Annotated in this window: 12 protein-coding genes; 6 read left to right on the top strand and 6 right to left on the bottom strand. The window is 62.1% G+C overall.

Going from position 1 to position 13,847, the window contains the following annotated elements; all coding sequences use genetic code 11:
* Positions 1–66: 66 nt before the first annotated feature.
* On the bottom strand, positions 67–1,302 hold the full coding sequence (locus IH615_RS09975; RefSeq protein WP_291361716.1) for an amino acid ABC transporter substrate-binding protein: 1,236 nt from the start codon (positions 1,300–1,302) through the stop codon (positions 67–69).
* 183 nt (positions 1,303–1,485) lie between these two features.
* Between IH615_RS09975 and IH615_RS09970 the strand changes: the two genes are divergently transcribed.
* Positions 1,486–2,379, top strand: coding sequence for an AraC family transcriptional regulator (locus tag IH615_RS09970; RefSeq protein ID WP_291361715.1), 894 nt, complete (start codon positions 1,486–1,488; stop codon positions 2,377–2,379).
* A gap of 120 nt (positions 2,380–2,499) precedes the next feature.
* Here IH615_RS09970 and IH615_RS09965 read toward each other — a convergent pair whose 3' ends face one another.
* From IH615_RS09965 to araD, 3 genes are read right to left on the bottom strand one after another with little or no spacing between them, the layout of a single operon-like run.
* Complete coding sequence (locus IH615_RS09965; protein ID WP_291361714.1) at positions 2,500–3,210, bottom strand: ribonuclease activity regulator RraA; 711 nt, start codon at positions 3,208–3,210, stop codon at positions 2,500–2,502.
* Between the two features lie 12 nt (positions 3,211–3,222).
* A complete protein-coding gene (locus IH615_RS09960) occupies positions 3,223–4,122 on the bottom strand; it encodes a dihydrodipicolinate synthase family protein (RefSeq protein ID WP_291361713.1) in 900 nt (299 codons plus the stop codon).
* 9 nt (positions 4,123–4,131) lie between these two features.
* Positions 4,132–5,874, bottom strand: a complete 1,743-nt coding sequence (araD, locus tag IH615_RS09955) for an L-arabinonate dehydratase (protein ID WP_291361712.1) — start codon at positions 5,872–5,874, stop codon at positions 4,132–4,134.
* A 330-nt stretch (positions 5,875–6,204) separates the two neighbouring features.
* Here araD and IH615_RS09950 point away from each other — a divergent pair, with 330 nt between their 5' ends.
* Both IH615_RS09950 and IH615_RS09945 read left to right on the top strand, forming a co-directional pair.
* Positions 6,205–7,182, top strand: a complete 978-nt coding sequence (locus IH615_RS09950) for a LacI family DNA-binding transcriptional regulator (protein WP_291361711.1) — start codon at positions 6,205–6,207, stop codon at positions 7,180–7,182.
* 212 nt (positions 7,183–7,394) lie between these two features.
* Positions 7,395–7,547: a hypothetical protein gene (locus tag IH615_RS09945; protein WP_291361710.1), complete on the top strand. Its 153-nt coding sequence runs from the start codon at positions 7,395–7,397 to the stop codon at positions 7,545–7,547.
* A gap of 22 nt (positions 7,548–7,569) precedes the next feature.
* Here the strand turns inward: IH615_RS09945 and IH615_RS09940 are convergent, their stop codons facing one another.
* Positions 7,570–7,734, bottom strand: coding sequence for a hypothetical protein (locus tag IH615_RS09940; RefSeq protein ID WP_291361709.1), 165 nt, complete (start codon positions 7,732–7,734; stop codon positions 7,570–7,572).
* Between the two features lie 246 nt (positions 7,735–7,980).
* On the opposite strand from IH615_RS09940, the gene IH615_RS09935 reads away from it, so the two are divergent.
* Entirely contained in the window at positions 7,981–8,322 is a 342-nt protein-coding gene (locus tag IH615_RS09935; protein WP_291361708.1) for a hypothetical protein, read from the top strand.
* A 50-nt stretch (positions 8,323–8,372) separates the two neighbouring features.
* Here IH615_RS09935 and IH615_RS09930 read toward each other — a convergent pair whose 3' ends face one another.
* Positions 8,373–10,865, bottom strand: coding sequence for an AMP-binding protein (locus tag IH615_RS09930; protein WP_291361707.1), 2,493 nt, complete (start codon positions 10,863–10,865; stop codon positions 8,373–8,375).
* 418 nt (positions 10,866–11,283) lie between these two features.
* Between IH615_RS09930 and IH615_RS09925 the strand changes: the two genes are divergently transcribed.
* Both IH615_RS09925 and IH615_RS09920 read left to right on the top strand, forming a co-directional pair.
* Positions 11,284–12,954, top strand: coding sequence for a GMC family oxidoreductase (locus tag IH615_RS09925; RefSeq protein ID WP_291361706.1), 1,671 nt, complete (start codon positions 11,284–11,286; stop codon positions 12,952–12,954).
* 138 nt (positions 12,955–13,092) lie between these two features.
* A complete protein-coding gene (locus IH615_RS09920; RefSeq protein ID WP_291361705.1) occupies positions 13,093–13,464 on the top strand; it encodes a hypothetical protein in 372 nt (123 codons plus the stop codon).
* The last annotated feature ends 383 nt before the right edge of the window (positions 13,465–13,847 follow it).

Genomic DNA, 13,847 nt, shown 5'->3' with positions numbered 1-13,847 from the left:
TTCTTGGCAGTATATTGCCTGGCCACCGGCTGGCTCCTCCCCCTTCAGGGAGAGGTTGGTGAGGGCCTAAGCCGCCGGAACCCAGGCTGGCTTTGGCACCACGGGCTCGCGCGCGCCGGCCCGCTCCGTATGCGCCAACCCGACAAACTTGCCGTCCTGCCACTGGCCGACGGTCCAGAGCGAGCGCAACTGGTTGTCGACCAGCTTCACCTTGCCGATGATGGTATCGAATTCGCCGCTTGAGATTTCGGCCGAGATGGCCTCGCGGTCGATGTCGCCCACGCGCTCGATGGCCTGCGCCAGGATTTCAAGGCTCGCATAGGTGACGGCGCTGGCCCAGTTGTCGGGTGCCTGGCCATTGAGTGCAGTGTGCCGTTCGAAATAGGCGGCGAGGGCTTCGCTGTCGGGGTCGATGCCGCCGATACCCATGACGCCGTTGTGGTTCGGCCCGGCAATGCCCGGATAGATGGGGAAGGCGGTGCCGACACCGAGATAGAACACCTTCGGGCTGAAATTGGCGACCACCGACTGCTGGGTCAGTGCAAACGTATCGGGTGGATAGGAGAAGGCAACGAAGGTATCGACGCCCAGCCCGGCGACCTCGCTGATAACAGGGGCAAAGTCCGACGTGCCGAGCGGATAGGTCTTGTCATAGACCAACTCGAACCCGGCCTCGGTGAAGGCCGGCGTGGCGGCTTTGGAGAGGTCGATGCCGAAGCCGTCGGCGACCGAGGCGATGGCGACTTTGTTGTTGATGGTGCCGGCGTCGCGCTGCTTGACCAGCAGGGCTACCAGCGCCTCGGCATAGTCGTGTCCACCACCCAGCATCCAGAAGCTGTGCTTCCAGCGCTTGACCAGGTCCGGCGCCATGTCGGTGACGGCGGTGCCGGCGAGCTGGGGGTACCCAAAGCGATCGAAGGTGGGGCCGGAGGCGAGGTTGGCGCCGGTGCCCCAGGTGGGCAGGATCAGGTCGACATTGTCCTGGGTGGCCAGGCGTTCGATGGCGCGCACGGTCTCTTCGGCCGTCGAGCGATCATCATATTCGGTGACTTCGATCGGCAGGGTGACGCCGAGCTTGGAGAGGGTGATGCCGCCCGCCTTGTTCACGTCATCGACCCAGAGCAGGTAATTGGGCGTCGTCGAAATACCGGCGCCAGCGGCGTTGGGGCCGGTCTTGGAAATGGCGTAGCCAATACGGATGGCCGTGCGGTCCTGCGCGAGGACCGGCAGGCCCGACAGGGCCGTAGCCAGGGCGCTGACGCCCATGCCCTGCAAGACGGTTCTCCGGCTGATAGTGGTCATGACTTCCTCCTCCTGCCCGACACTGCGGGCGCTCCCAGATGCGGTGCCGGCTGCGACCTTGTTGGTCTTTTGCTGTCCGGCTCCATCCCTGACTGAACGGTAGAGTGCCACGTGAGCGTCGAAAATGGACATTACAGAGAGATAAATGTACTTTACGGGCGTTTCGGGAGATCTGGACGCCAAATGGACCAGCAGACAATGCCTTCGCCGGGACCCGGCCTGGCGCAGGATGTTGAGGTGGCTGACATAGCCGGATCGCTGTCCACCGCCGAGTGGGACTTTCCCGCCGCCAAGGTGCGGCTTGGTGCGCATGGCTTCGTGCTCGCTTCGGGTCGCGGCGTGGTGCGCTTCGGCAGCGCAGCGGGCCCGATCGAGGCGCCCTGCGTCATCTGGTTGCCCAGGGGCGTCACAGGCAGCGTACAGCTTGAGGCAGGCGCGCGCGGTATGGCGATGGCTGTTTCCGATGCCGCGCTGGGGCGCGTCGTGCCAGCCAGCTCGATTGCCGGGCCGCTGCGGCAGGCCATTGACCGGCCGCTGCTGGGCATCCGCATCGACGCGGCCGCGGCGCGAGCCACCATCCGCGATCTTGAGGACATGCGCCGCGAGATGCTCGATGAACTGCCCGGCATGCGCGAAGCAATCATGAACCGGCTGTGCCTCGTGCTGATCGCCTTCTGGAGGTTGGGCGGGGTGGCGACGCAGCAACAGGCATCGCCGCGCGTGCTGGTTCAGGGCTTCATACAGCTGGTGGAGCTCAACGCCCGTGCGCAGTGGCGAGTGGCGGACTATGCCCGTGCCATGGGCATCTCCACCGATCGGCTGACTTCAGCGATCCGACGCGCTACCGGCCAGTCGCCGCTGGAGCTGGTACACGGCCGACTGCTTGAGGATGCCGAGAGCCTGCTGGAGCGCTCGGCGCTGCAGGTTAGCGAGATCGCAGATGCCCTGGGCTTCCGGGACCCCGGCTACTTCAACCGCTTTTTCACCCGTCTCAAGGGCATTTCTCCGGGACGTTACCGGCAGCAGATGCAGCGGCTGCGAGCCGGACGCGACGGCTCCTATGCGGCTTGGCCATGACAATCTGGTAATGCCCAACATGAGGCGTGACAAGAAGCCACGGCGCAGCGCTTCAGACCGGAGCGAGGTTGAAAGGCTGCTTCTTGTGCATTTGCGCCACGGATCGCCTTCGAGCGCATGCTAACGGCCGTTGCGCTGGCGCCAGGCTTCAAACTCCGCAGTGTATTCGTCCCTCGTCCTGGGATAGAGACCGATGATTGGCGTGCCGGACTTCACCTTTTCAACCACGAAATCCTCATAGGCGGTCATTTCAATGGCCTCGTCAGCCACTTCGGCGGCGACATCCTGCGGAATGACGATGACACAATCGTCGTCGCCGACCAGAATATCGCCCGGGAAGACGGCAACGTCGCCGCAACCGATCGGCACGTTGAGGTCAAGTGCCTCATGCAGAGTCAGGTTGGTCGGGCTCGACGGGCGGGTGTGATAAGCGGGAATATCGAGATTGCCGATGGTGGCCGCATCGCGGAAACCGCCATCGGTCACCACGCCCGCCACCCCCCGGACCATCAGCCGGGTCACCAGTATGTCGCCGGCCGATGCCGCGCGCGGGTCCTTGCGACTATCCATGACCAGCACATGGCCGGGCGGACAGGATTCCACCGCCACCCGCTGGGGATGCTCGGGATTGCGGAATTCAGCGAGCTGATTGCGGTCCTCTCGTGCCGGTATGTAGCGCAGCGTATAGGCCGGCCCGACCATATTGACGCCTTTGGCCTTGACCGGGTGCACACCTTGAATCACCTGATTGCGCAGGCCGCGTTTGAAGAGAGCAGTCGCAAGGGTAGCGACTGAAACGGTCATCAGCTTGTCGCGCAATGTGGTGTCCATTCCGATGGTCCTTCAGGTCAGCTTGTTCTGTGTCAGAAAGGCGTCGAGCTTGGTCTGTTGTGCACTCGTCAACGGCCAGGCAGACGGCGGGCGGGTCGGACCGCAGTCCAGCCCCTGGGCCAGCAGTGCCGCTTTCACGGCGGTGACATTGGTGCCGTTCATTTCCTCAGCGCGGATTTCCTCGAAGGCCTTCATGCCGGCGATGAGCGCATTGGCCCCGCGATAGTCGCCGGCCTCAAGCGCGGCGTGGATGGCGATGGAACGCTCGGGCCAGACATTGATCAGGCCCGAGGTGAAGCCGCGCGCGCCCACCGCATAGAATGTGGGCGCCCATATCTCGGCCAACCCGCCGACCCAGACAAGGTCGGGGTCGCAGGCCGCCTTGGCTTCGGCGAGTTTCAGAGGATTGGGCGTGGCCCATTTTATGCCCCTGACCTGCGGCAGGGCGCATAGTTCGGCAATTGCCTTGGTGCCGATCGTGTCATTGCGCAGATACAGCATCATCGGCAGGCCGCCTGAGACATCCGCAATGGCCTTGAGATAGTCGACGATGCCGCGCGGCGCGACGAATGGGTCGGGCGGTTGATGCACCATCAGCGCTACGGCGCCAGCGTCAGCCGACACTTTCGCCAGCGTCATGGCATCCCTGATGCCGCGCCCGATCCCGGCCAGCAAGGGCGCGCGCCCATCCACCAGTTCCGCCACTTCGCGTACCATTCTGGAGGCTTCTTCGGTGGTGAGGGCATAAAACTCGCCGGTATTGCCATTGACCACCGGCATGTGAAGGCCTGCCGCGAGGGCACGGTCCATGATGGGCTTCAGACGCTGCGGCGCCACATCTCCTGCCGCGTCATAGGGTGTCACCAGAATACCCGATATACCGGTCAGAGCCTGTTCGAGAGCAAGTGCCATGTTCTGGTCCTAGAAGATGTCGGGTTCGCCGGCGGCCTGTCCGAATCCGCGTTCGAGAAAGTCGAAGTCGCAGCCCTTGTCGGCCTGGGTGACGTGCCTGGTATACATCCAACCCCAGCCGCGCTCGAAACGAGGAGCCGGCGGCACCCAGGCGGCGCGGCGCCGCTCCAGTTCATCGTCCGCCACCAGCATGTCCAGTCGTCGATTGGGCAGGTCCAGACGCACGACATCGCCGGTCTTGAGCAGGGCCAGCGGTCCGCCGACAAAGCTCTCCGGCGCCACATGCAGGACGCAGGCGCCGTAGGAGGTGCCCGACATGCGCGCGTCGGAAATACGCAACATGTCGCGATGCCCCTGTTTGATCAGCGCCTTGGGGATGGGCAGCATGCCCCATTCCGGCATGCCAGGCCCACCTTGCGGTCCGGCATTGCGCAGCACCAGAGCATGGTCGGGCGTGACATCAAGATTTTCGTCATCGATGGCCTTCTTCATGTCCGGATAGCTGTCGAACACCAGGGCAGGGCCTTCATGGACGTAATATTTCGGATCGCAGGAGGCTGGCTTGATGATCGCACCGTCCGGGCAGAGATTGCCGCGCAACACGGCGAGCGAGCCTTCGTGATACACCGGATTGGATAGGGGCCGGATGACATCGGCATTGTAGACCACGGCCGGTTCGATATTTTCGCCCAGTGTCTTGCCATTGGCGGTGATAGCCGACGTATCGAGCCTTTCGGCAATCTGCTGTTCCAGAGCCAGGAGGCCCCCGGCAAAATAGAAGTCCTCCATGAGGTAGTCTTTGCCTGAGGGCCGGACATTGGCCAGCAGAGGGGTGCTTCTGCCCAGATCGTCGAGATCATCGAGCGTCAGATCGACGCCCGCGCGGCGAGCCATGGCGATCAGATGCACGACCGCGTTGGTGGAACAGCCGGTCGCCATGGCCACGATGGCGGCATTGCGCACGGAAGCCCGGGTGACGATGCGCTCGGGTGTGAGGTCTTCCCAGACCATGTCGACAATGCGCCGCCCGCACGCCGATGACATGCGGCTATGGGCCGAATCCACAGCCGGAATGGACGAAGCACCCGGCAGGGTCAGCCCCAGCGCATCGGTGATCGCCGTCATGGTAGAGGCCGTGCCCATGGTCATGCAGACGCCGGCCGAACGGGCAATGCCAGCCTGAACGCCACGCCACTGTTCATCGCTCACATTGCCGGCGCGGCGTTCATCCCAGTATTTCCAGGCATCGGAACCAGAGCCCAGTGGTTGACCGGCGTAGTTGCCGCGCAACATGGGGCCTGCGGGCAGAAAGATCATCGGCACGCCTGCGGTGATGCCGCCCATAACGAGGCCGGGCGTTGTCTTGTCGCAACCGCCCATCAAGACCACGCCATCGAGTGGGTGGCTGCGGATCATCTCCTCAGCTTCCATGGCCAGCATGTTGCGGTAGAGCATGGAGGTGGGCTTGGTGAAGCTCTCGTCCACGGAAAGCGTCGGCAATTCAACCGGAAGACCGCCGGCCTGCAGAACGCCGCGCTTAACTGCAGCAACGCGCTCTGGAAAGTGGCTGTGGCAGGAATTCAGCTCCGACCAGGTGTTGAGGATGCCAATCACCGGCTTCCCCACAAAGTCGTCCTCGGAATAGCCCAGTTGCATCATCCGGGAACGGTGTCCGAAACTGCGCAGGTCATCTGGCGCAAACCACTGTGCAGATCGTAGATCAGCAGCCTTCTTGCGGGCGATGGTAGTCATCAAATCCTCCAGCTGCCCAAGTGTGTATGCGGACACATTCATCGTTGTCAACAATGCCTGCTTGGTCATGATTTCAGGCCATATTAGCGCATTGACAGGGTAGATGGGGATGTGGCACGAACATGAATGCGCATTCATTTCTTGTGCCAGAATGTCTGCGATTGTGGGGACGATTTGGCTATCTGCTGTTGGCAACGATGCCCCCGAGTCCCGGTGGGACCCATCCCACTCCGACCAACCCTTGGCGTGATTGTCGGCATCCGATAAGAGCGTGACATGGTAGGCCGATCCCGAGATCCAGCGCAGATTCGCCGAAGCAGCGGCGTCACGATGGCTGAGGTCGGCCGCCTGGCTGGCGTCTCACAGGTTACCGTTTCCCGGGCGCTATCAGCGCCTGAAAAAGTGTCACCGGAAACCCTGACGCGTATTCAGGACGCCATCGCGCGCACCGGGTATGTGCCGAATGCGGTCGCCGGTGCTCTGGCCTCCAACAAGTCGAACCTCATCGCGGCGCTGGTGCCTTCGGTCACCAACATTGTCTATGCGAGCATGCTGCATGCGTTTTCCGAAATCATGTGGCAGCATGGCTATCAGATCATGTTAAGCGAAACCGGCTTTGATCCTCAGCGTGAGGAAAAGGCCATAGCCACTCATCTGTCGCGGCGCCCGGACGCTATTCTGCTGACGGGTGTGCACCATTCGCCCGCCGCACGGCGCATGCTGCACAATGCAGGCATCCCCGTCGTGGAGGTCTGGGACGTCTCTGATACTCCGATCGATCGTTGCGTTGGCTTCTCCCATATCGAGGCGGGCAGCGCGGTCGCCGATTTCGCGGCCGATGCCGGATATGCGCATGCCGCCACCATTACCGCCGGTGACGAGCGCGCCTTGCGTCGCCGGGACGCTTTCACCGCCCGCTTTGAAAGGCGCACCGGCACCAAGGTAGAGCAGGTGAACTACGCCGATTCCGCATCCCTTGGGGTCGGCCGGCAGGCATTGGCCGCTCTTGTCGAGCGGGGACTTCCACCACATGCAGTTGTCTTCTGCAGCTCTGACCAGTTTGCTCACGGCGCCCTGATCGAGGCGGCCGTGCGAGGCCTGTCGATCCCGGACGAGATTGCAATAATTGGCTTCGGGGACCAGGAATTTGCCGCGAGCACAGCTCCCGCCCTGACCAGCGTTCGCATCGATCGACAGGTCCTTGGCCAGACGGCAGCCTATGCACTGGTCGATCGTTTCGGCACTAATCCGACCGGGCCCAAAGTCTATAATGTCGGCTTCGAGATAGTGCGGCGGCAGACGGCCTAATCGGCGCAAACCTCCAACTCGTTGAACAAATAGTCGGGCTGACCGCGCGATCGCGTGCCCGAAATTAAGGTTAACAGAACGTTTTGGTGGTGCCGCGCCCGCCGGCGTGCGCAACATCTGTCCGAGCCTGGCGATTTGCCTGGAACGCCCACGAGATCGCCCAGCGCTGGTGGCGGCCTCGGTTCCCGCAGATCGCGAACAGAGGCTCAATCATGGTCATCCAGAATCCCCACCTCCGCGTCCTGTTTGTTGCCGGTATGTGGATATTCCTGGCGCCGCTGATCATTGTTCTGGGTACGCTGGATGTCGTGACCGGAGGCGAGAGCCGCAGCTGGCCCTTCGGCGAACAGCCACAGCGTTCCTGATCCTCAGGCGGTCTTCACCACGCTACCGGGTCAGTAGGACCCATACCAGCCAGCCCAGGGCAATGAAGAACGCCCAGGCAGCAATGGCCGCGACAATGATTGTCGCCAATCGGTGCTGACGCAGCCAGTCCACGCCTCGCGGAGGGTATCCTGCCGCCAGGAGCAACTGGTAAATCTGTTCCACCACGACGCACTCTCCTCGGCTGCCGCAAGCTAGGAAGCGCGCGTTACGAAATGCTGGCCAAATTTGTTGGCATTGCGACATTCACAGGCGCGAAACGACAGCAAACGGTTGCGTGGCCTTGTTCGCGTGGCGGTCTCGCCACTGCGCTGCACCTTGGGCTCCGTAACCGCAGACGACGCATGCTCAAGCTCGGGCTTGACCGCAAGCCGGTGGCTGGACCTAATGCAGCGGTTCGCGCTGGAGATGGCCGTGGCACGTGCCTATCAATGGACAGAAGACGAAGACGAAATTGCGCTTGACGCTGTGACCGTCGGGATCAGCAGCGACACCCGCATCCTCAAGGTCGGTGGTCTCCAGTTTGGTCAGAGACAGGCGCAGGTCTACTGGCCGGAGAAGCCCGGAGCCGGCACTTCGCTTGCTGCCGGAGTGGAGGGGCCCATGTCTGTGGAGGCCGGCCTGAAAAGAGCAGACGAGCTTTGCCATCGCTATGGCTTTGCGCGGGTTGTGCTCTATCTGCAGCATCGTGAATTGTGGGACGACCGCTGGGGCAGGCTGACAGAGGCGGCGGGCGTGAGCGAGCGCATGGAATAGCGACGTCAAGGTGCTCAGACTGCACCCCTCCCTCTGTGTTCAGCCTTCACTCAGCCTTTGAGCAATGCTCCAAACACCGGAACTCGTCCGGCCAGACGGTGGATCGCTATGGGCAGCGCCACGCCAGCAACCAGACCGATGGCAAAGAGGAACCAGATGACTCCGACGCCGGAGGTGTCCAGCAGGGTGCGAACCAGGGCACTGGCGGCAGGGTGCCATAGGTAGATGGTAAAGGAGTAGATCGAGATGATCTCGAGCAATCCTATCCGGGGCATCAGGCGCAGCAGTACCACCGTTGCAGCGGCCCCGCTCGTCCAGGTCAGCAAAGCATCCAGCGAGGTCCCTGGCAGGCCGGCGCCCAGAATGTTGTAGGCGATGGGGTAGGCCAGGGTCAGCGGGAGGGCCAGTGGCAGGGACACACGGTCCGTTGCGATGACAGGGAACCTGTAGAGCAGCACGCCAAAGACGAAGAACGGGAACAGGAAGAGGGTATTTCGGAGGTGCAGCAGGTCAAGCTCGGGTACGACAAGATACAGCAGGCCCGACGCAATCGCGGTCATCACGAGAAGATGGGACCGCGAACCGCCCGCCAGGTCTGCGGCCGCGGCTACGGCAAAGATCACCAGCAGAGTGTCGAGATACCAAAGGTGAAGGTATCCGTTGACGAAGGCCAGCAGAAGATCCTCGTCGGCTCCATAGATCCAGCGTCTCAGCCCCCAGAACACTAACGTGGCAAATATCAGGGGCGGTACAAACTGGTGCAGCTTTCGTGACATGAAGCCTGGCCACCCGGACCGCGAGGCGGGCAGGGCGCCGTAGAAGATGCCGGCAAGGCAGGTGAACAAAGGCAGGCGCACGAATTCGAGATTGTTCATGACCTGGTGCCACCACGACCCGGCGGGCAGCTGGAGGCCATCGACCGGATCGGCGCCGATCACGTGAACCGCAACAATCATCAGGCATGCCAGACCACGCAGGGTATCGAGATTGAGCAGCAGCCCAGGATTGCGGCGCGTCGGCGTACTGGCTGATCCGGTTTCGCCGTCACCCTCCAATCCCGCCAGTTCGGCGATCGACATGGCCTCCCACCCCTCCGGCATGGTGGGCAGGATGGCTTCGAGTTCGAGGCTGGTGCGGACATAGCTGAGGGAGTCGCCGCCAAAATCAATGAAGCTGCGCCCGGTATCGTCAGCAGCAGCCCCGAACGTCTTGCGAAAGACTGCCTCGACGCTCGAACTGCCCTCGTTGGATGACGCGGCCCGGGAGCGTATGGCTGGTTCTGCCAGTGCGGCAAGAGCGCGGCGTTGCACCTTGTTCGTTTCGGTCCGCGGGATCGATTCGACATAGGCAAGCTCAAAGCCGCTCTCGGCAACCTTGAATTCGGCCGCCGTCGTCCGCACGGCATCCCGCAAGGCGCTCTTGTCGGCGACATCGGCAATTGCCGTGGAAACAACCAGCGCCTTCTGGCCGAGCAGGGCATCATCCATCGGTGCGACCGCGATCTCGCCATAGGGCTTGGTGCGGGCCAGCACGGCGCGTTCGAAGGCCTCGGCGGGGACCTTGACGCCGCCGACGTTGATCAAGTCGTCGGCCCGTCCGTCGAAGTAGAGATATCCATCCGCGATGTGGCCGAGGTCGCTGGTAACGAGCCAGCCCTCCGTGTCGGTAATCGATTGCAGACCGTCGGCAGTGACGATGCCGCTGGCCAGATGCGGTCCCCGGATCGCGATGCGGCCGTCGTCGAGGAGCTTGATCTCTACCGAGCCAGTGGGCCGGCCCACCGATCCGAGGTGATCCTCCTCCGATGAGATGTCGAGGAATGTCGTGCGGGACGCCTCGGTCAGGCCGTAATGCTGCAGGATCCGGGCATTCGGGAAGATTTGCCGCAGGGCCTGTTTTTCAGGCAGCGAGATCGATTGGCTGCCCACTTCAAGCCATCGCAGCTTTGCGCCGATGTCACGGAACTTCTCCCGTTCGGCAATGAGAAGCCTGAGCAGGGTGGGCACTGCGGACAGCGAATTGACCTCGTCGCTGCGCAAAAGCCCGGCCAGTTCATCGATACGAAAGCCGCGTGCCGGGATGAAGGCCTCTCCGCCTACCGATGCAAGTGCGCGAATTCGTCCGAAGCCAAATGAGAAGGTTACCGGAACGCCGACATATTCACGTGCGCTGGCATCCAACTGCATGGCGGTCGACAGCCTGGTGGCAACGTCGGCCAGCGCCCTATGCGACAACAGGAGTGCCTTTGGCGCTCCGGTCGTGCCGGAGGAGAGACTTATCTGCGCGGGTTCCGTTCCCCGTCGGGGGGTTACCGCCCTGCGGTACCAACCGGTATCGGTTGACGTTTCCTGACGGTGCACAACGCTGAGCCCTGCGGGAACCGGGTCTGCATGATCGGCGACGGGCAGGACCGTGGAGCCGGCCTCGTAGCAATCGAACACCGCATCCAGATAGCCGATGGAGTTGTGCTTTGTGACGGCCACAACAGCCAGATTGTCATGCAATCGCATGGCTGCAATGGACTCCGTTTCCGTCGTGTTCACCGTCCAGACCGGCACAGCGGCCTCGCCATGACAGATGCACCTGTGGCACCACCAGACAGACTTCTGCCGCAATTGATCAAGGTCCGGCCCGGGTGTCTATAAACATGCCATTCTATCATTAATTGCTTAGTACGCCCAAATGGTTGCCATCATAGTCACAATGTTGCCCGCACTGACACAGTTCGGCACGGCTGCTGAGCTCTGCCCGCGGGTAGCGCATGGACAGAATTGGCGATATCGCAAAGCCAGTCTGGCAAAGTATTGTGAGCAATCGATAAATCGCGCCAAAGACCGGACAGCTTGAGGAGCGAACAAATGACTCCACCTTTGCATTGTGCTGCGTCACATTCGGGGAATATGATCTGCAGTTGAGTTCTGACTGCGGTGGCACCGTGGCGTGGTGGGCTAGGGGCAACTCATGATAACCGACGCTAGGCAAGTAGCACAAAGTCATCCCTTATTCTTCGACGTCTGTATCATTGGCGGCGGGGCGGCAGGCATTACTCTGGCGATAGAACTGGCCGAACGCGGCACCAGGGTCGTGTTGCTGGAGGGCGGCGGGCTTTCGCCAGACCCGATGACGCAGGAACTCTATGTCGGGGAAAACCTGGGCCTGACGCGGGAACGCCTGAGCGAATCCCGCAGCCGATATCTCGGCGGCAGCACCAACTGCTGGGGAGGCTGGTGCCGGCCCCTGGACGACATCGACTTCGAGGCCCGGCCATGGATCGCCGACAGTGGCTGGCCAATCACCAAGGCGGCGCTGGCGCCGTATTACCGTCGGAGCCAGGCCTGGCTGCAACTGCCCGAACTTGGATATGACCTCAGCGACTGGCGCGAGGGGATTGCCCAGCGCGAGGCTTCCCTTCTGCCGATCGAGCGCACAGGATTGCAGAACGTCCTCAGCCAGCTGAGCCCGCCGACTCGTTATGGCATGCAATATCGGGAGCGCCTGAGTAGCCTGCCGAACCTTACCGTCATGCTGTTTGCCAATGCGGCGCGCATCCTGACAAACGAGACCGCATCGAATGTTACGGGGATCGAGGTCAAGACGCTGAATGGCAACCGTTTCACCGTTGGCGCAAAGTACTTTACGCTGGCCTCCGGCGGAATCGAGAACGCGCGGCTGCTGCTGCTCTCAAACCAGGTCCAGACAGCGGGGCTTGGCAATGGCCACGACGTCGTCGGCCGCTATTACATGGACCATCCCAGGGTAAAGTCGCACCTGCTGAGAGTGTCCGACGCCAAGCGTTATCGTACACTTTATGACGCGACCCTGCACCGTATCCATACCGGACGCGGGGCGGTAAGCCGGGATATCGAAATTCATCTTGCGCCGACCTTTGAGCAACAGCGCCTGCTGGAGCTTTCCAATTCACGCACCTATCTCGTTGCCCGCTATAGTAACGATCTCACCAAGTCCTTCTTCGCCCTCAAGGCACTTCAACGGGCGATTTCCGGCCGGAGCCATTTCGGCTATCCGCGATCCCGGGTTTTCCGGGATGTCGTGCGTCAGTTGCCGACCTTGTTGCTGAACGCCCCAACGACCGCGCTGACCGTGGCCGATGTCAGGTTCAACTCTATTCGAACCCGCAACGACTATTCACTTGAGACAGTGTTTGAGCCCGTTCCAAACCGCCAGAGTAGGGTAACTTTGTCCGCCAGGGCCGATGCGCTGGGCCTCAGGCAGGCAGTCGTCGATTGGCGGCTGACCGATCAGGACCGCGACAATTTCCAGCGCCAGACCCAACTGGTTCTCGATGGCCTGGTCCAGATGGAGGTCGTGCAACCCAGTACGGAAGGCCGGGTGCGGGAGACCATATGGCCAGACGATGTCATGGGATGCTGGCATCACATGGGCACGACCCGGATGAGTGACGATCCGGCACGGGGGGTGGTCAATGCCGATTGCCGGGTGCATGGCATCCACAACCTCTATATCGCTGGCAGCTCTGTGTTTCCCACCGTGGGAAGCGATTCTCCGACCATCACCATCGTCGCCCTGGCGCTGCGGTTGGCAGACCGCATCAGCATGGAACTGGCACGTCCAGAGGTCGTGACGGCCGGGCAGGCCAGAAGCGCCGCCTGAAACACCCACCCTGCGAGCTCGGCCGTGCCGCAGTGTTGCTGCCGGCGCCCAATGTCGGACGGATTGCGCTGCCCGCTGTTCTGGCGCGGCATTGCTGCTATATTGCTCCCATAGGTCGCCCAGATCTGGAGATGTGGGATGAGCGAGAGCGTCTCCCAGCGCAGAGCCAATGTCATTCAGATGAGAATGGTGTTCGGTTTCCTGATCGCGGTCCTCGCCTGGGATGCGCTGGATTGGAGAGTAGACCCATCGCCGCTCTTTGTTTCCGCGTCCTACGTCCTGCTGGGCTTTGTCAGCGCCGCAGCGTTCCCCTCGCGCCCCTGGGTGGGCATATTGATCGGGGTCACCGCAGCCGTGGTTTTCGAGATGCTGCAATCGCTGGTGCCGGATCGATCCGTCCGCCTGATCGAGATGGTGGCCAAGTGGCTATGTATCTTTGCGGGGGTGGGTTGCGAGCTGATGTTGGTGCTGGCCTGGCGCTGGCTGGATAGCCGCGGCCCCTCGGAATAGGCGGCGCCGTATCCTGAATCGAGTGGCGAAATGCTGATGAGGACGGCCGAGATCAGAGGATTTGCGGTCTGACGTCGTGCCGGGAAGGGCCGAGGGAGCGGTATCGTTGCGGCGGTGACCGCTCCCCCGTGGGCGTTCCACAGCTCATTCCGTGGCTCCCGACCAATGTGTGGCAGAGATGAGATGAATGCCAGCGGAATGCGCCATTCACCTTAACGCATACAATGCGGTCGATCCTCGCGCATGGCGCGGCGGTTCGGCCAGCCAATCTCGCAGCTAAGTCAGGTGGATGTGCAGCAATGCCGGCCCAGAGATCCCGACGAGGTGGTCACATTGCCAATTGCCATAGACCCCAGCCCAGCACTATCAGCAGTCCAAGACTG

Origin of the sequence: Devosia sp. (assembly GCF_014860165.1) — a bacterium.
In the GTDB taxonomy this organism is placed as follows: domain Bacteria; phylum Pseudomonadota; class Alphaproteobacteria; order Rhizobiales; family Devosiaceae; genus Devosia.
The sequence above is the reverse complement of the archived record's forward strand: the minus strand, read 5'-3'. Positions and strand labels throughout refer to the sequence as shown.